This window comes from Dactylosporangium sp. NBC_01737, from assembly GCF_035963215.1.
Taxonomy (GTDB): Bacteria; Actinomycetota; Actinomycetes; order Mycobacteriales; family Micromonosporaceae; genus Dactylosporangium.
Map to the genome: position 1 here is coordinate 9,722,504 of NZ_CP109153.1, position 17,419 is coordinate 9,739,922.

Genomic DNA, 17,419 nt, shown 5'->3' on the forward strand with positions numbered 1-17,419 from the left:
CTGGAGGCATGCGCCAGGGACTGACCATCGGGGAGTTCGCCACGCTGACGCACCTGAGCGTGCGGACGCTGCGCCGGTATCACGAGGCCGGCCTGCTCGAGCCGGCAACCGTCGACCCGTTCACCGGGTACCGCTACTACTCCACGGAACAGATCCCGTCCGCGCAGGTCATCCACCGGTTGCGCGAGCTCGATGTACCGCTCGCCGAAGTGCGGTCCATCCTCACCGCCGAGGACCCGCAACGGCGCGCGGACCTCATCACCGGGCACCTGCGCCGGCTGGAGGACGAGCTGGACCGGACCCGGGCCGCCGTCGTGTCGCTGCGCCGGCTGCTGCACCCGGACCGGGAGGACCTCCAGGTCGAGCTGCGTTCCGTGCCCGCCCGGACCGTCGTCGCCGTCCGCGGCCACGTCACGCTGGAGGACTCGACCACCTGGTATGACGGCGCGATGGGCGAGCTGGACGCCGCGTTCGGCCCGGCCGAGCGCACCGGCCCGCCCGGCGGCCGCTACGCCAACGAGCTGTTCACCGCCGGCGAAGGGACGATGACGGTGTACCGCCCGGTCCGCGAACCGCACGCACGGGGGCGCATCGAGGTCGTCGAGCTGCCACCGGTCGACGTCGCCGTCGCCGTGCACTCCGGCCGGCACGACGACATCGACGTGACGTACGGCCGGTTGGGGGCGTGGGTCGTGGGGCACGCCCTGGCGGTTGACGGCCCGGTCGACGAGACCTACCTGGTCGGCCCCCGCGACACTCCGACGACCGCCGACTGGCGCACCGAGATCGGCTGGCCGGTGTTCCGCCTGACGCCGCAGCGCTGAGTGGCGAAGGTGCCGGGGTCACCAGGGGCGGACCGAGGTGTCCGCGGCCGCCGGGCCGGTGGCGTCCGGCGGGGGCCGGCCGGCCTTGGCGGCCTTGACCGCGGCCCACTGGTCCAGCAGCGACGGCATGTTGGCCTGGACCCAGTCGTAGAAGTCGCGCATGCCGGCCAGCCTCGCGCCGGCGACGGTGCCGGACCCGCCGGCCGCCTCCGCGCCCTGCCCCGCCGCGTCGGCCAGGGTCTTGAGCAGCGTCATCTTGGCGACGGTCACCTCGTACCAGGAGTCGTCGACCAGACGGTACCGGTCGCGGCGCGAGCCGGGCACGTGCTCCCGGTTCACCATGCCGAGCTGGCCCAGGTAGCGCACCGCGCCGGAGATGGCGGCGGGGCTGGCGCCGAGGCGGTCGGCGAGCTCGCCGGCGCTCAGGGACCGCTCGTCGGCGGCCATGAGGGTGAAGACGACCCGGCCGGCCATGCGCGGGAAGCCCCAGTCGCCGAGCAGCCTGGCCATGTCCTCCACGAAGGCGCGTAACGCGGCCTCGTCACGCTGCGGTCGCTGGGGCATCTGCGGTTCCATCCGTCAATTGTCCAACACGTACTTTCACACTTGTGTGAAACGAGTGTAGCGTCTGAACCATGGAAAATTCCATTTCGGTCGCCGGACTGATCAAGCGGTTCGGCCAGACCACAGCGTTGGACGGTCTCGACCTGACCGTCGCGCAGGGCGAGGTGCACGGTTTCCTCGGCCCCAACGGGGCGGGCAAGACCACCACGATCCGGATCCTGCTCGGCCTGCAGCGCGCCGACGGCGGCACCGTGCGCCTGCTGGACGGCGATCCGTGGCACGACGCCGTGTCGCTGCACCGGCGCCTCGCGTACGTGCCGGGCGACGTGACGCTCTGGCCGAACCTGTCCGGCGGCGAGGTCATCGACCTGCTCGGCCGGCTCCGCGGCGGCCTCAACCGCGCCCGGCGCGACGAGCTGCTGGAGCGCTTCGACCTCGACCCGCGCAAGAAGGGCCGGGCCTACTCCAAGGGCAACCGGCAGAAGGTCGGGCTCATCGCCGCCCTCGCCTCCGACGTCGAGCTGCTGCTGCTCGACGAGCCGACCTCCGGGCTCGACCCGCTGATGGAGGAGGTGTTCCGGCAGGTCATCGCGGAGGAGAAGCACCGCGGCCGCACCGTGCTGCTGTCCAGCCACATCCTGTCGGAGGTCGAGGCGCTCTGCGACCGGGTCAGCATCATCCGGCAGGGCAGGACCGTCGAGACCGGCACCCTGACCCAGCTGCGCCACCTGACCCGCACGTTCATCTCCGCCGAGCTGAGCACGCCGCCCAACGGGCTGGCGAACCTGGCGGGCGTCCACGACCTGCACGTCGAGGCCAACCAGGTGCGGCTCCAGGTGGACTCCGCCCAGCTGGACACCGTGCTGCGGCAGCTGACGTCGCACGGCGTGCGCAGCCTCGTCAGCCAGCCGCCGACGCTGGAGGAGCTCTTCCTGCGCCACTACGAGACGGAGCCGGCGAAATGACCGCCTTCACCGGCACCGGCTCCCTCGCCCGGCTGATCGTGCGCCGCGACCGCGTGCTGCTGCCGATCTGGATGCTGTTCCTGGCCGTCCTGCCGCTGTCGCTGGCGTCCGGCACGGCGACGCTGTACAAGACCGACGCCGAGCGGCAGGGCTACATCGACGACCTCGGCAGCAGCCCGCTGCTGCTGCTCTTCTACGGCCCGAAGCCCACCGACCCGAACCTCGGCGCGCTGATCTTCTGGCGGGCCGCGACCGGCATGGTGATCATGGGACTGATCGGGGTGCTGTTCGTCATCCGGCACACCCGGGTCGAGGAGGAGGCCGGGCGCCGCGAGCTGCTCGGTGCCACCGTGGTCGGGCGGCACGCCGCGGTGGCCGCGGCACTCGTGACCATGACCGGGGCGAGCCTGATCGTCGGCGTGCTGGTGGCGCTGGGCATGATCAGCCAGCAAACCCCGGCCGCCGGCGCCTTCGCGATGGGTCTGGCCTGGGGCTTCGCCGGCATCCTGTTCGGCGCGATCGGCGCGGTGACCGCGCAGCTCAGCGAGGGCGCCGGCGCGGCCAGGGGCATCGGCATCGCGGTGCTCGGCGTGTCGTTCGGGCTGCGCGGCGCCGGCGACGTGACCGACGGGCTGTCGTGGCTGACCTGGGTCTCGCCGCTCGGCTGGATCTACAACGTGCACGCCTACGCCGGCGACCACTGGTGGGTGTTCGGCGTCATCATCGTCGCCACCCTCGCGTTCACCGTCCTGGCGCTGCGCCTGTCGGCACGGCGTGACGTCGGCGCCGGGCTGCTGCCACCGCGCCTCGGCCCCGCGGAGGCCGCCCCGAGCCTGTCGAGCCCGCTCGCGCTGGCGTGGCGGTTGCACCGCGGGCCGCTGTACGCCTGGCTCGTCGGCCTCGGCGTCGTCGGCGGGCTGCTGTTCGGCGGGGTCGCCAAGACCTCCGCCGACCTGCTGGCCGACAACGAGGAGCTCACCAAGATCATGCAGCGCATCGGCGGCGCGTCCGGGGCGGCGGACGTGTTCCTCGCCGGGACTCTCGGCCTCGGCGCGATCGCCGTCGCCGCCTACGGGATCTCCGCCGCGCTGCGGATGCGCACCGAGGAGGCGGCGCTGCGCAGCGAGGCGCTGCTGGCCACGGGGGTGAGCCGGCTGCGGTGGGCGGCCAGCCACCTGGTGTTCGCGTTCCTCGGCCCGACCGTCGTCATGCTCGTCACCGGTCTGGCCGCCGGGCTGTTCTACGGCGCGACGACCGGCGACGTCGGCCGTGAGGTCCCGCGGGTGCTGGCCGGCGCGCTGGTGCAGCTGCCCGCCATCTGGGTCCTCGCGGCGCTGACCGTGGCGGTCTTCGGGCTGGCGCCGCGCCGGGCACCGGCGATCGGCTGGGCGGCGCTGTCGGTGTGCGTGGTCCTGGGCCAGATCGGCGCCGCGCTGCAGCTGAGCCAGGCGCTGCTGGACGTGTCCCCGTTCACCCACATCCCCCGCGTCCCCGGCGGGCCGGTGACGGTGCTGCCGCTGCTGGTCCTCACCGTCGTCACCGTGGCCCTCGTCGCGGCCGGTCTCGCCGGCTTCCGCCGCCGCAGCGTCCCGGTGACCTGACGCAGGCGCCGCGCCGGAGCAGGTACAGCGGACCTGGGCCGACGCGGGCACCGCGGGCCGGTGACCTGAGGCCGGCGCGGCGGGCCGGGCGCGGAAAGGCGGCGGCAGCGCTTGCTGGGACCGCGTCCCACGGGCGAAGCTGACGACGACGAGTTCCTCGACCAACGACGGTGAGGCATCGATGGACGCGACCCGCACGGCCTACCGGACCTGCCCGCTGTGCGAGGCCGTCTGCGGTCTCGAGCTCACCGTCACCGACGAGCGGATCACCGCGGCCCGCGGCGACCGGGACCACGTCCTCAGCGCCGGCTTCATCTGCCCGAAGGGCGCCACCTTCGGGCAGGTGGTGCACGACCCCGACCGCCTGCGTCGGCCGCTGCTGCGCAGCGCCGACGGCGAACACCACGAGGTCGGCTGGGACGAGGCGTTCGCCGCGGTCGAGGCCGGGCTGACCGGCGTGGTGTCGCGGCACGGGCGCGACGCGGTCGCCGTCTACCTGGGCAACCCCAACGTCCACACGATGGCGGGGCCGCTGTACGGCGGCCCCCTCGTGCGGGCGGTCGGCAGCCGCAACGTGTACTCCGCCAGCACCGTGGACCAGATGCCGAAGCACGTCTCGTGCGGCTACCTGTACGGCAACCCCGACGCGATCCCGGTGCCCGACGTCGACCGGACCGACCTGCTGGTCCTGATCGGCGCGAACCCCCTGGAGTCCAACGGCAGCCTGTGCTCCGCCCCGGATTTCCCGGGCCGGCTGGCGGCCGTCCAGGCCCGGGGCGGGCGGTTCGTCGTCGTCGACCCGCGGCGGACCCGTACCGCAGCGATCGCCGACGAACACGTCTTCATCCGGCCCGGCGGTGACGCGCTGCTGTTGTTCGGGCTCGTCCACACGCTGTTCGACGAGGGCCTGGTCACGCTGGACCACCTCGACGGGCACGTGCGCGGCGTCGAGCAGGTCGAGGTCCTCGCCAAGGACTTCGCACCGGAGGTCGTCGCGGGCCGCTGCGGCGTGCCGGCCGCCGACATCCGCCGCCTCGCCCGGGAACTCGCCGCCTCGCCCGCCGCCGCCGTGTACGGCCGGATCGGCACCTGCACGGTCGAGTTCGGCACGCTGACCAGCTGGCTGGTCGACGTCGTCAACGTCCTCACCGGCAACCTGGACCGGCCGGGTGGGGTGATGTTCCCCCTCGCCCCGCACGCCCGGCAGGCCACACGGCCGGGCGGGAAGAGTTTCCGCGTCGGCAGGTGGACCAGCCGGGTGCGGGGGCTGCCGGAGGTCAAGGGCGAGCTGCCGGTCGCGACCCTCGCCGACGAGATCACCACGCCCGGCGACGGGCAGGTCCGGGCCGTCGTCACCGTCGCCGGCAACCCTGTGCTGTCGACGCCGAACAGCGCCCGGCTCGACGAGGCCCTGGCGGGGCTCGAGTTCATGGTGAGCGTCGATCCGTACCTCAACGAGACCACCCGGCACGCCGACGTGATCCTGCCGCCGACCGACCCCGCCCGCGTCGGGCACTACGACTTCGCGTTCCTGACCCTGGTCGTGCACAACATGGCCGCGTACTCCCCGCCGGTGCTGCCGAAGGACCCCGGCGGCATGGAGGAGAGCGACATCCTCGCCCGCCTCACCCTGATCGCCGCCGGGCAGGGCGCCGCGGACGTGGCCACCGGGCACGAGTACCTGCTGGCGCAGCTGCTGCAGCGCGCCGCCGACGACCCCGACTCGCCGGTGGCCGGCCGAACCGTGGCGGACCTGCGGGCGCTCGTCGACGGCGACGGCCCGGCCGAGCGCCTCCTCGACGCCCGGCTGCGGCTCGGCGCCTACGGCGACGGCTTCGGCGCCGGTGCGGGCGGGCTGACGCTGCGCAGGCTCCTCGACCACCCGCACGGACTGGACCTCGGGCCACTGCAACCGCGGATCCCGGAGGTGCTGCGGACACCGAGCGGGCAGGTCGAGCTGTGCCCCGAACCCGTCGCCGCCGACGTCGCCCGGCTCCGGGCGGTGCTGGACCGCCCCGCCGACGGGCTGGTCCTGGTCGGCCGGCGGCACCTGCGCTCCAACAACAGCTGGATGCACAACGTACCGGCGCTGATGAAGGGCCGCGACCGGTGCACGCTGCAGGTCCACCCGCACGACGCGGCCGCGCTGCACCTCGCCGACGGCGCGCAGGCGACGGTCGCCTCACGGGTCGGCACGCTCACCGTGGCCGTCGAGGTCACCGACACGGTCATGCCGGGCGTGGTGAGCCTGCCGCACGGCTGGGGCCACGGCGCGCCGGGGACCCGGATGCCGGTCGCTGCCGCCCGGCCAGGCGTCAACAGCAACATCCTCACCGACGACCACGCGATCGACCCGCTGTCGGGCAACAGCGTCCTCAACGGCATCCCGGTAACCGTCGCACCGACCGCCTGAACTGCGCAGACGCCCTCGGCCGGGTGCGCGTGACCTGGCCGCGCCGGACTCCGGCCACGTCGCGCCGGCCGTCGGCCTTGCCCCGGGCCGGCACCGGCACGGGCGTCGTGGTGCGCCTGCCGCCGACGGATCAGCGTTCGCGCGTGGTGTACGGCAGTTCGACGGTCACGTGGGTGCCGCTGCCGGGTGGGCTGTCGACGTGGAACATCCCGCCGAGCGCGGCGACCCGGGCGGCGAGCACGACGATGCCGCCGCCGATGACCGGCTGGGCACCGCCGGACCCGTCGTCGGTCACCGAGAGCTGGACGGTCGGGCCGTGCCGGCGCACGGTGACGATCGCCCGGCGCGCCTCGGCGTGGCCGACGACGTTGGCGAGCGCCTCACAGATCACGGCGTAGGCCGTCGACGCCGCCTCGGGTGCGAGCGGTACGTCGTCCACGGTCACGTGGACGGGAAACGGCAGGGCCGCGGCGAGCTGCCGCACCGCGGCGTCGAACGCCGCCGGGTCCCGCACCGTGGAGTCGTCGCGCAGCGCCGCGTCGCACCGGTCCCTGAGGGCGTGGCGCAGCGCGAGACGCACGGCGTCCGGGGTGACGGGCGTCGTGTGCCACGCAACGGCCGACCGTTCGCGACGGCGGCGCGCCCCCGTACCGGACCTGAACCACACGCCGAACGTGCCCACGCCCGCCTCCCCACCGCCGATCGTGCCCCTCACAGTAAGGAGCGGGACACCGTCGCGGCGCGTTACCGGAGGCCGTGGGCAGGCCCGGCACCGTCAGTACCGGCCTCAGTCCTCGATGTCGATGACCTGCTCGACCGGCAGTCGCGGGGTGTGCGCCGGGCCGGCGTGGTCGGGGTCGTTGATGCCGAGGCGCAGCACCAGGTACGGGTAGCCGACCTCGCCGAGCATGCGGCGCAGCGCCTGCCGGGTGAAGTCAAGCTCGACCGGGCTGCTCAGCGGCAGCACGGCGGCCCCGTGCTCGGTCGCGGTGAGCCACACCTCGCTGAGTGCCTCCCCAGCCCGCAGCCAGTCGGCCGGTTCGTCGCCGTCGCCGTACAACACGGCGTAGGCGGCGGCGGTGTCGTGCCCGGCACCGGCGCGCAGGGTGCCGCTGACCCCGAAGTCGCGTTCGGCAACCGTGGTGAGCGGCAGTTCGACCGGGATGACCGCGTCGGGCAGGCCGGTCCCTGCCGGCCGGTCACCGCCGACCCACGCGGCGGTCTCGGCCTGCATCCGTTCGTCGTGCCGCTCGGCGTCACCGGCGTGCTCGACCATGACGGCGAGCTCCAGGACCCGGTCCCGGTGCAGCAGCTCCAGGCGGGCGCCGCCCCGGCCGGCGGCGGCGGTGAGTGCCTGCCGGACCTCCGGCGGGACCGGCTCGTCGCTGACCGCCCGCCGGTCGGTGCGCCGGACCTGCAGCAGTTGCAGGCGGCGCATCGCGGACGGGTCGGCGGGTCCGGCGTGCTCGGCGTGGACGACGGCGAGCGGCTCACCGGCCGGCCGCTCCACGCGGTGGGTCCAGCCTTCCGCGTCCAGGGCGACCCGGGCGTGGTGCAGGGCCGCGCCGCAGCTGAGCAGCATCAGCCGGCCGGCGGGGTCCTGTTCGTGCAGCTGCCGGTCGGTCACGGCGAACAGTTCGAGCCGGTCGCCGCGCACGACCCACCGCCACGGCTGGGTGTTGTGCACGGACGGCGCCAGCCGGGCGGTGTCCGCCGCCCGGGCCAGCGCCTCGGTTGCCGTGGTCATCCCTGCTGTGCCCAGTCGCCGAGGGTCCAGTCGCGCACCTCGGGCATGTCTTCGAGGTGCTCCACCACGTACGCCTCGTGCTCGGCGAGTTTCTGCTCGCACCACGCCTTGAGCTCGGCGGCGCCACGGGGCAGCCGCTTGGCGTTGTTGATGGCGTCCATCACGAGGTGGTAGCGCGACGCGCGGTTGCGGACCGTCATGTCGAACGGGGTCGTGGTGGTGCCTTCCTCGATGAAGCCGCGGACCCGGAACCGGTCGGCGTCCGGCCGGCCGTGCACGAGCTGGTGGATCGCGCCCGGGTAGCCGTGGAAGGCGAAGACGACGTCGACACGGTCGGTGAACAGTTCGGTGAACCGGGTCGGGCTCATCCCGTGCGGGTGGTCCTTCGGCCGTGGCAGCGTCATGAGGTCCACGACGTTGACGACGCGCACCTTGAGCTTCGGCAGCCGCTCCCGCAGGATCTGGGCCGCGGCGACGGTCTCCATGGTCACGACGTCGCCGGCGCACGCCAGGACGATGTCGGGGTCGGTGCTGCCGTCGTCGGTGCCGGCCCAGTCCCAGATGCCGGCGCCCTGCGCGCAGTGCTCCACGGCCTCGTCCATGCTCAGCCACTGCAGCTGGGGTTGCTTGTCGATGACGATGAGGTTGATGTACGAGCGGGACCGCAGGCAGTGGTCGGCGACGGACAGCAGTGTGTTGGCGTCCGGCGGCAGATAGACGCGGGCGACGTCGCCGCGCTGGGTGAGCACGACCTGGATGAGGCCGGGGCCCTGGTGGGAGAAGCCGTTGTGGTCGTTGCGCCAGGCGGTGGAGGTGAGCAGCACGTTGAGGCTGGGGACCTTCGCCCGCCACGGCAGCCGCTTCGCCTCCTGCAGCCATTTGCCGTGCTGGACGGTCTGCGACGCCGACACCATCGCGAACGCCTCGTAGGTGGCGAACATGCCGTGCCGCCCGGTGAGGTTGTAGCCCTCCAGCCAGCCGTGGCAGTTGTGCTCCGACAGCACCTCCATGACCCGGCCGTCGCGGCTCAGCGCGACGTCGGTGTCGGTGACCCGTTCCATGAACGCCCGGTCGGAGACCTCGAAGACGGCGCCGAGCCGGTTGCTGTTGGTCTCGTCGGGGCAGAACAGCCGGAACCGGTCCGGGTTGCCGCTGTACACGTCGCGCAGCATCTCCCCCAGCCGCCGGGTCGACTCCGCGTGCTCGGCGCCCGGCGTCTTCACCTCCACGGCGTAGCCGCGGAAGTCGGGCAGGTCGAGGTCGCGGGTGAGCAGGCCGCCGTTGGCGTGCGGGCTGGCGCTCATCCGCAGCTCGCCGTCCGGTGTCAGGCCGCGGACCAGTGCGACGGGTGCGCCGGCGTCGTCGAAGAGCTCCTCCGGCCGGTACGAGCGCAGCCACGTCTCCAGGATCGCCAGGTGCTCCGGGTTGTCCTTGACGCCGGACAGCGGCACCTGGTGCGAGCGCCACGTGCCGGTGACCTTGATGCCGTCGACCTCCTCGGGGCCGGTCCAGCCCTTCGGCGACCGCAGGATGATCATCGGCCAGTGCGGGCGTTTGCCGTCCCAGTCGCCGCCGCGGGCGGAGCGCTGGATCGCCCGGATCTTCCCCCAGGCCTCGGCGAGGGTGGCGGCGAAGCGGTGGTGCATGCCGGGCAGGTCGTCGCCGCCGACCTCCAGGACCTCGTAGCCGTGCCCTTCCAGCAGCGAACGGACCTCGGCCGGGTCCTTGCGCCCGAGCACGGTCGGCCCGGCGATCTTCGCGTCGTTGAGGTGCAGGATCGGCAGGACGGCACCGTCGCGGGTGGGGTTGATGAAGGAGATGCCCTTCCAGGAGCCTTCGAGGGGCCCGGTCTCCGCCTCGCCGTCGCCGACGACCGCGACGGTGAGCAGGTCGGGGTTGTCCATGACGGAGCCGAACGCGTGCACGAGGACGTAGCCGAGCTCGCCGCCCTCGTGGATGGAGCCGGGCGTGGTCACCGAGACGTGGCTGGGGATGCCGCCGGGGCTGGAGAACTGCCGGAACAGCCGCAGCAGCCCTGCCTCGTCCTGGGGCACCGCCGGGTAGATCTCGCTGTAGGTGCCCTCCAGGTAGCCGGCGGCCACCAGGGCGGGGCCGCCGTGGCCGGGACCGGCGAGGTAGATCGCCTCCTGGCCGGTCAGGCGGATCAGCCGTGACACGTGGGCGTAGATCAGCGACAGGCCGGGGCTGGTGCCCCAGTGCCCGAGCAGCCGGGGTTTGATGTCACCCGGTTCGAGCGGGCGGCGCAGCAGCGGGTTGCCCTGCAGGTAGATCTGGCCGATCGTCAGGTAATTGTTCGCCCGCCACCACGCGTCCAGTTGCGCGACCTCGTCGTCGCTTGGCCGGCCGAGCGCGCTGGTGAGGTTCTCGTCGGTGGTGCGGTCCGCGACAGTGGTCACCGGACGTCCTTTCTCCGATATGCGTATTCAGGCTGTGGGGGTCAGGTCAGCAGTCCGTCCGGGCATACCAGCCCGAGGTTACGCTGTCGGCGGGGGCCGTGCCGCCGTTCACGGCTGTCAGGGCAGGCCGATGGTGTCGGTGCCGGAGCGCCGGATCGACGCCGGGACGGGTTCGATGCCGTCGACGGGGACCCCGATCCGCATCGCGATCGCCGGGTGGCCGACGCCGCCGAGCAGCCGCTGCAGGGCCACGCGGACCGGCAGGACCTCGATGACCTCGCTGATCGGCGACGCGGCCAGCCCGCGGGCGGTGAGGGTGAGCCACATGTCGGACAGGGCCTCGCCCGCGGCGACCCAGTCGGCGGGCTCCTCGGCGTCCACGGTGAGGATGACGTACACGGTGCCACGGTCCGAGCCGGTGCCGGGGTCGAGGGTGGCGGGCCGGGCGAGGTTGAAGTCCCGCGGCGCGATGGCGCGGTGCGTCGGCGCGACGGTGCTGCGGGGCGACACGCCGTCGCGGTCCTCCCGCGCCCGGGTCGTCCAGGCGAGCACGTCGTCGCGGAAGCGCGGGTCGCCGTGTTCCACGTCACCGGCGTGCGCGACCGCCGAGGCAAACGCGGTCACCTGGTCGTCGCGGACGACGTGCAGGTGCACTCCGTGCCGCTCGGCGGCGGCGCGCAGCTCGTCGAGGACCGCGTCAGCGGGCCGGGCGTCGTCGAACGGGCGCCGGTCGGTGCGTCGCTGGTAGATCGCCCGGTACAGCAGGCTGTCCGGCGGGCAGGGGCGCCCCTGCCGGACCCGTGCGACCAGGTCGGGCCTGGCCGGGTCGGGCAGCCGGGCGACGTCGGCGTCGAAGCCGGCGGCGAGCAGCGCGACCGTGGCGTGGTGCAGGGCTGTGCCGCAGCTGAGCAGCAGGAGCCTGCCGTCGGGGTCGAGCCCGTCGAGCTGGCGGGACCGGTCGGCCCACAGCTCGGCGTGGTTGCCGGCCAGCCGCCACCGCCACGGCTGGGTGTTGAGGATGGACGGTGCACGCAGTGCCGCGATCGAGGCCTCGGCGACCTGGTCGATCTCGGCTCGCAGGTGCTGTGTCATGGCAGGCTCCCATCGGTGGCTCTCCTCAACGATCGCCTGGACGCGGACCCGGCAGCAGGGTCAATGGTCACGCCTTCACGGGACCCACGGCCCCCGCGGCACGCTCCAGGGCGCGTTTGACGTCGCGGAGGAAGACCACCGCGTCCCGGCCGTTGACGACGCGATGGTCGTATGCGAGGCCCAGCGCGAACCAGCTGCGCGCCACGACCGTGCCGTCCGCCGCCACGACGGCGTCACGGTGGGTGCCGGACAGCGTGAGCATGCAGCTGGTGCCGGGCGGGATGATCGGCTGGGTGAACAGGACATCGGTGTAGTTGGTCAGCGAGAGGCCGATGTTGGCGCCGGTGAGCTCGTCGGCGCGGAAGGTGCCGTGCCGGGCCTTGCCGGTGAACGCGGCCAGGACATCGCCGATCTGCGCGTGGGACAGCTCGCCGGCGTGCCGCACGACCGGCAGGTAGAGACCCTCGCCGGCGTCGACGGTGACGGCCACGTGGGCACCGTCCGGCACGAGGACGGACGCGTCGTCCTGGTAGGCCCCGAAGCACAGCGGATACCGGTCCCGGAGCCCGGCGACGGCCTTGACGAGCAGCTCGACCGTGCCGACCGTGCGCCCCGCGGCCGCGGGCAGTTGCCGCCGCAGCGCGGCAACGCGGGTGGCGTCGACGCGGATCGCCGTGTACGCCGCGGGGATCGACAGGTGGGACCTGGTGACGACGTCGGCGACGCTGCGCTGCTGCCGGGTCAGCGGATGGCTGGTGCCGCCGGCGGGGCGCTGCTCGGTGAGCAGCGCCAGCACGTCGCTGCGCCTGATCACCGTCCTGCCCAGGCCGGCCAGGCGGGCGGGGTCCACACCGGCCTGCTCGATCAGCACGCGGGCCGGCTCGGTCACGATCAGCCCCGGGTGGCTGCCGGTGACGCCGTGCGCCGTGTCGTGCGGCGGTGCGGCGAGGAAGGCGGTCCGTTCGGCGTCGGATTCGAAGAGGTACCCGACGACGTCGCCGTGGGCGCACTCCGCCGGCGCACCGACCGTGCGGTGCAGGATGCCGCCGGCCGGCGCGGTCAGGTCCTCGGCGGTCTTGGACGTCTCCACGAGCGCCACGACGGCACCTTCGGCGACGTGCCCGCCGTCGTGGCCGTACCACTCCACGAGCGTGTAGGCGACGTCGTTGCTGTTGAGCTTCGGCAGGCGGATCTCACGCACCGGCAGCCTCCCTGATCGTGTCGTGGATCGTCGTCTCCTGCAGCAGCACCCGCCGCTCGAGGTGCACGGCGGCGGGGATGACGCTGTCCAGCGACGTCAGCCGCAGCACCGGCCGGCGCAGCCGCCCCCAGGCACGCTCGTGCAGGTCCGCGGCGACCTCTCCGCCCCACGTGCCGCCCGGGGTGCTCTCCTCGGCGATCAGGACGTGCTGCGCCGCGGCGGCGAGGTCCAGCAGCGGTGCCACGTCGAACGGATACAGCTGGAACGGCACCACGACCTGGCAGACCAGCTCCTGGTCCAGGAAGAGCCGGCGGGCCGCGGCCAGCGCCCGCGCCGCGACGCCTCCGGGGGCGATGATGAGGCAGTCACAGCCGTCCCTCGGCACGCCGTCGACGTAGGCCCGTGCGAGGAGGCGCTCCTCGTCGAGGAAGTCGAACCGGAACAGGTCGTCCACGACCCCGCCGGTGTGCACCCGCTGCGGGTAGAGGGTCTTGTCCTCGAACAGCAGGCACGGCTCGCCTCGGCGCAGCAGCTGCGGGAGCAGCGCGGTGTTGTCGTGGAACGCGGAGGCCTCGGCGAGGTGCAGGTGCGGCACCCCGAGGAAGTGCTTCTGCAGGCTCTGGCTGTGGGTCGGTCCGTAGCCGCGCCCGCCGCCGGTCGGGCAGCGCACGACGAGGCGCATCGGCAGCCGCCGGCCGTACATGCTCACCGACTTGGCGGCGAAGTTGACGATCTGGTCGAAGGCGAGCGTGACGAAGTCGCTGAACATCATCTCGACGATCGCGGCGCCGCCCCGCAGCGCGATCCCGCTCGCGACGCCGGCGAATCCGCCCTCGCTCAGCGGCGTGTTCAGCACGCGATCCGGAAACCGGGAGCTGAGCCCTCGGGTTATCTTGAAGGCGCCACCGTACGGGTCGGCGACGTCCTCGCCGAGCAGCACCGCCGCCGGGTCGTCGCGCAGGATCTCGTGCAGGGCCCGGTTGAGGTTCTCCGCGACCCGCTCGGGCCGGGCCGGGCCGGTCATCGCCCGCTCCATGTCGCGGGCGGCCGCTGCTGCACGTCGGCGACGACGGCGTCGATCCGTTGCCGCGCCAGGCGGTCCGATGCCGCGAACTGCTCCGGGAAGCGGTCCGCGTAGCCGGTGCACCAGTCGCGGGCGCGGGCGGCCGCGACGGCCTCTGCCGGTCTCGCGTCGTCGCCCTTGCTGTGCGGGCCGAGCCGCGTGGTGCGCAGCTCCACGACGAGCGGCCGGTGCTGGTCCCGTACCCGGGTGACCGCCGCGTGCAGCTGCGTCCGGATCGCGTTGACGTCCGTCGAGCGGACGAGCTCGTGTGCGATCCCGAACGCGGCGGCCCGCCCGGCGATGCTGCCCGCCAGGTGGGCCGGTGTCGGCGTCGACTGGGCGATGCCGTTGTGCTCCACGACGACGAGCAACGGCAGCCGCCACAGGGCCGCCATGTTGAGCGCCTCGTAGACGGCGCCTTCGCCCCAGGTGCCGTCGCCCATGAACACGACGGCGAGCGCGTGGTGGCCGGACAGCTTGTGCTGCAACGCGATCCCGGCGGCGATCGGCAGCGTCTGGCCCTGCACGCCGCTGGACAGGAACCCTTCCCGGTAGAGGTGCTGGCTGCCGCCGACGCCGTTGCAGATCGCACCGTCCCGGCCCATGATCTCGGCCAGCAGGCCGGCCGGATCGTCGTACCTGGCGAGGTAGTGGCCGTGCCCGCGGTGGTTGCTGACGATCCAGTCGCCGGCCTCCAGCAGCCGGCACAGCGCGACCGGCACGTACTCCTGGCCCAGGCAGGTGTGGGTGGTGCCGTCGAGGCGCCCGGCGTCGAACAGCTGCAGCAGCCGTGTCTCGAAGTGCCTGATGAGCAGCATCGCGGTCAGGTCCTCGTCCGCCAGGCGGGTCGGTCCGCCTGGCGGGCGTACGGCCGGGTCCGTGGTGAGCGTCATGCTCATGACCGGGTGGTCCCGTAGTAGGCGGTCCGCATGATCCCGCGGAGGTCCTCGAGCATGGGCATCCTCGGGTTCGCCGGGGCGCACTGGTCGAGGTAGGCGTTCATCGCCTGCTGCGGCAGCGCGTCGAGGAACGTCTGCTCGTCGACGCCGGCGGCCTGGAACGACGGCTCGATGCCGACCTCGGTGCGCAGCCGCTCCACGGCGGCGGCGTAGGACTCGACGCCCTCCTGCGGTGTGCGGGCCGGCAGCCCGAGCGCCTGCGCGATCTGCTGGAACCGTTCGGGGGCGACGTACCGCTCGTACTTCGGCCAGGCGGTCAGCTTCGCCGGCACCTGGCCGTTGTGCCGGATGACGTGCGGCAGCAGGATCGCGTTGGTGCGCCCGTGGGCGATGTGGAACGTGGCGCCGAGGGTGTGCGCGAGGGCGTGGACCATGCCGAGGAAGGCGTTGCCGAAGGCCATGCCGGCGATCGTTCCGGCGTTGTGCATCTTCTCCCGGGCGACGGGGTCGGTGCGGCCGTGGTGGACGGCGGCGGGCAGGTGCTCGAAGATCAGTTTGATCGCGTGCAGGGCCAGGCCGTCGGTGTAGTCGTTGGCGTACACGGAGACGAACGCCTCGGTGGCGTGGGTCAGGGCGTCGAAGCCGCTGTCCGCGGTGACGTTCGGCGGCAGGTCGGCGGTCAGGACCGGGTCGATGATCGCGACGCTCGGGGTGAGCGCGTAGTCGGCGAGCGGGTACTTCATGCCGGTCTTGGTGTCGGTGATGACGGCGAACGGGGTGATCTCCGCGCCGGTGCCGGACGTGGTGGGGATGCAGACGAGGCGGGCGAGCCGGCCGAGGGTCGGGAACGTGAAGGCCCGCTTGCGGATGTCGAAGAACTTCTCCCGCATGTCGGTGAACTCCACGCCGGGGTGCTCGTACAGCAGCCACATCACCTTGGCCGCGTCCATCGGCGAGCCCCCGCCGAGCGCGATGATCGTGTCGGGCCGGAACGAGCGCATGAGCTCCGCGCCGCGTTCCACTGTCGCCATGGTGGGCTCCGGTTCGACGTTGTCGAGGATCTGCACGGTGACCGGGTTGACGCTGCCGCGCAGGACGCCGCGGATGCGGTCGACGTAGCCGAGCCGGGTCATCGTCGGGTCGGTGACGATGGTGACGCGGTGCACGTCGGGCATGTCGGAGAGGTACCGGATGGCGTTGGGCTCGAAGTAGATCTTCGGCGGGATCTTGAACCATTGCAGGTTGTTGGTCCGGCGCCCGATGCGCTTGATGTTGAGCAGGTTGACCGCGGACACGTTGCCGGACACCGAGTTGCGGCCGTAGCTGCCGCAGCCGAGCGTCAGCGACGGCAGGAAGGCGTTGTAGACGTCGCCGATGCCGCCCTGCGAGGAGGGCGAGTTCCAGATGATCCGGACCGCCTTGACCCGCTGGCCGTAGGCCTCCGCGGTCGCTGCGTCGGCGGTGTGGATGACCGCGCTGTGCCCGAGCCCGTCGAGCTCGACCATCTGCTCGGCGAGGCGGAACCCCTCCTCCTGCGAGCCTGCCCGCAGCATGGCGAGGACCGGGCACAGCTTCTCCCGGGTCAGCGGCTCGTGCGGGCCGACGCCGCCGACGGGCACCAGGATGACCGACGTGCCGGCGGGGACCTCGAAGCCGGCACCGGCCGCGATCCAGGCCGCGGAGCGGCCCACCACGTCCGGGTTGAGCTTCGCGGCGGAGGTACCGAAGATGAACTGCTCCAGCAGCTGCTTCTCGTGCGGGGTCGCCACGTGGGCGTGCAGCCGCTCGAACTGGGCCACGGCCTGCTCGGCGATGGCCTCGTCGAGGATGACGGCCTGCTCGGACGCGCAGATCATGCCGTGGTCGAAGGTCTTGGAGACCACGATGTCGTGCACGGCCCGCACCACGTCGGCGCTGCGCTCGATGTAGGCGGGGACGTTGCCGGGCCCCACACCGAGCGCCGGCTTGCCGGCCGAGTAGGCGGCGCGGACCATCCCAGCGCCGCCGGTGGCGAGGATGACGGCCACCCCGGGATGCTGCATGAGCGTCTGCGTCGCCTCGATGGACGGCGCCTCGACCCACTGCACGCAGTCGCGTGGGGCGCCGGCGGCGATCGCGGCGTCGCGGACGACCCGCGCGGCCTCGGCGCTGCACCGCTGCGCGGCCGGGTGGAACGCGAACACCACCGGGTTGCGGGTCTTCAGCGCGATCAATGCCTTGAAGATCGTGGTCGACGTCGGGTTGGTCACCGGCGTGACAGCGCACACGACGCCGACCGGCTCGGCGATCTCGACGATGCCGTTGATCTCGTCGCGGGACACGACGCCGACGGTGCGCAGCCCGGCGAGGCTGTGGGCGATGTGCTCGGAGGCGAAGACGTTCTTGACCGCCTTGTCCTCGAACACGCCGCGGCCGGTCTCCTCGATCGCCAGCTCGGCGAGGCGGCCGTGCTGGCTGAGCGCCGCGACGGAGGCCTTCTTCACGATGTGGTCGATCTGCTCCTGGCTCAGCGCGGCGTAGGCGTCCAGCGCCTTCAGTCCCTTGGTCACCAGACGGTCGACCGCCGGTACTGTGCCTTCGACGGGCACGTCGAACTGTTCGGCGAGCGACGGGGCAAGGGTCCCGGTCACCGT

At 72.9% G+C, this 17,419-nt stretch carries 13 protein-coding genes; 4 read left to right on the forward strand and 9 right to left on the reverse strand.

Translation table 11 applies throughout. From position 1 onward, the window contains the following. Positions 1–8 precede the first annotated feature (8 nt). Entirely contained in the window at positions 9–824 is an 816-nt protein-coding gene (locus OHA72_RS44550; RefSeq protein ID WP_327002149.1) for a MerR family transcriptional regulator, read from the forward strand. Between the two features lie 18 nt (positions 825–842). On the opposite strand, the gene OHA72_RS44555 is transcribed toward OHA72_RS44550, so the two are convergent. Next, positions 843–1,400, reverse strand: coding sequence for a GbsR/MarR family transcriptional regulator (locus tag OHA72_RS44555; protein WP_327002150.1), 558 nt, complete (start codon positions 1,398–1,400; stop codon positions 843–845). Positions 1,401–1,459: 59 nt separating this feature from the next. Here OHA72_RS44555 and OHA72_RS44560 point away from each other — a divergent pair, with 59 nt between their 5' ends. The 3 genes from OHA72_RS44560 (at position 1,460) to OHA72_RS44570 (ending at position 6,367) form a co-directional block, all read left to right on the forward strand. Next, on the forward strand, positions 1,460–2,353 hold the full coding sequence (locus OHA72_RS44560; RefSeq protein WP_327002151.1) for an ABC transporter ATP-binding protein: 894 nt from the start codon (positions 1,460–1,462) through the stop codon (positions 2,351–2,353). Continuing rightward, on the forward strand, positions 2,350–3,954 hold the full coding sequence (locus tag OHA72_RS44565; protein ID WP_327002152.1) for an ABC transporter permease: 1,605 nt from the start codon (positions 2,350–2,352) through the stop codon (positions 3,952–3,954). Before OHA72_RS44560 ends, OHA72_RS44565 begins: the two co-directional genes overlap by 4 nt. Positions 3,955–4,135: 181 nt before the next feature. After that, positions 4,136–6,367 (forward strand): molybdopterin oxidoreductase family protein, encoded by a 2,232-nt coding sequence (locus tag OHA72_RS44570; RefSeq protein ID WP_327002153.1) that lies wholly within the window; start codon positions 4,136–4,138, stop codon positions 6,365–6,367. A gap of 130 nt (positions 6,368–6,497) precedes the next feature. On the opposite strand, the gene OHA72_RS44575 is transcribed toward OHA72_RS44570, so the two are convergent. From OHA72_RS44575 to adhE, 8 genes are all read right to left on the reverse strand, one after another. Beyond that, complete coding sequence (locus OHA72_RS44575) at positions 6,498–7,049, reverse strand: sensor histidine kinase (protein ID WP_327002154.1); 552 nt, start codon at positions 7,047–7,049, stop codon at positions 6,498–6,500. A 105-nt stretch (positions 7,050–7,154) separates the two neighbouring features. Beyond that, complete coding sequence (locus tag OHA72_RS44580) at positions 7,155–8,114, reverse strand: Acg family FMN-binding oxidoreductase (RefSeq protein WP_327002155.1); 960 nt, start codon at positions 8,112–8,114, stop codon at positions 7,155–7,157. After that, positions 8,111–10,531, reverse strand: coding sequence for a phosphoketolase family protein (locus tag OHA72_RS44585; protein WP_327002156.1), 2,421 nt, complete (start codon positions 10,529–10,531; stop codon positions 8,111–8,113). Before OHA72_RS44585 ends, OHA72_RS44580 begins: the two co-directional genes overlap by 4 nt. A 117-nt stretch (positions 10,532–10,648) precedes the next feature. Beyond that, positions 10,649–11,623 carry an Acg family FMN-binding oxidoreductase gene (locus tag OHA72_RS44590; protein WP_327002157.1) on the reverse strand — a complete coding sequence of 325 codons (975 nt, stop codon included), beginning with the start codon at positions 11,621–11,623 and terminating at the stop codon, positions 10,649–10,651. Positions 11,624–11,690: 67 nt separating this feature from the next. Beyond that, positions 11,691–12,824 (reverse strand): 2-oxo acid dehydrogenase subunit E2, encoded by a 1,134-nt coding sequence (locus tag OHA72_RS44595; RefSeq protein ID WP_327002158.1) that lies wholly within the window; start codon positions 12,822–12,824, stop codon positions 11,691–11,693. Next, positions 12,817–13,848: an alpha-ketoacid dehydrogenase subunit beta gene (locus tag OHA72_RS44600; protein WP_327002159.1), complete on the reverse strand. Its 1,032-nt coding sequence runs from the start codon at positions 13,846–13,848 to the stop codon at positions 12,817–12,819. The genes OHA72_RS44595 and OHA72_RS44600 overlap by 8 nt, the downstream gene beginning before the upstream one ends. Further along, on the reverse strand, positions 13,845–14,780 hold the full coding sequence (locus OHA72_RS44605; protein WP_327002160.1) for a thiamine pyrophosphate-dependent dehydrogenase E1 component subunit alpha: 936 nt from the start codon (positions 14,778–14,780) through the stop codon (positions 13,845–13,847). Before OHA72_RS44605 ends, OHA72_RS44600 begins: the two co-directional genes overlap by 4 nt. Positions 14,781–14,782: 2 nt before the next feature. Then, positions 14,783–17,416 carry a bifunctional acetaldehyde-CoA/alcohol dehydrogenase gene (gene adhE / locus OHA72_RS44610; RefSeq protein ID WP_327002161.1) on the reverse strand — a complete coding sequence of 878 codons (2,634 nt, stop codon included), beginning with the start codon at positions 17,414–17,416 and terminating at the stop codon, positions 14,783–14,785. Positions 17,417–17,419: the final 3 nt, after the last annotated feature.

Coding starts and splice junctions, on each gene's coding strand:
- OHA72_RS44550 (WP_327002149.1), top strand. CDS start 9: ATGCGCCAGGGACTGACCATCGGGGAGTTCGCCACGCTGACGCACCTG.
- OHA72_RS44555 (WP_327002150.1), bottom strand. CDS start 1,400: ATGGAACCGCAGATGCCCCAGCGACCGCAGCGTGACGAGGCCGCGTTA.
- OHA72_RS44560 (WP_327002151.1), top strand. CDS start 1,460: ATGGAAAATTCCATTTCGGTCGCCGGACTGATCAAGCGGTTCGGCCAG.
- OHA72_RS44565 (WP_327002152.1), top strand. CDS start 2,350: ATGACCGCCTTCACCGGCACCGGCTCCCTCGCCCGGCTGATCGTGCGC.
- OHA72_RS44570 (WP_327002153.1), top strand. CDS start 4,136: ATGGACGCGACCCGCACGGCCTACCGGACCTGCCCGCTGTGCGAGGCC.
- OHA72_RS44580 (WP_327002155.1), bottom strand. CDS start 8,114: ATGACCACGGCAACCGAGGCGCTGGCCCGGGCGGCGGACACCGCCCGG.
- OHA72_RS44590 (WP_327002157.1), bottom strand. CDS start 11,623: ATGACACAGCACCTGCGAGCCGAGATCGACCAGGTCGCCGAGGCCTCG.
- OHA72_RS44600 (WP_327002159.1), bottom strand. CDS start 13,848: ATGACCGGCCCGGCCCGGCCCGAGCGGGTCGCGGAGAACCTCAACCGG.
- OHA72_RS44605 (WP_327002160.1), bottom strand. CDS start 14,780: ATGACGCTCACCACGGACCCGGCCGTACGCCCGCCAGGCGGACCGACC.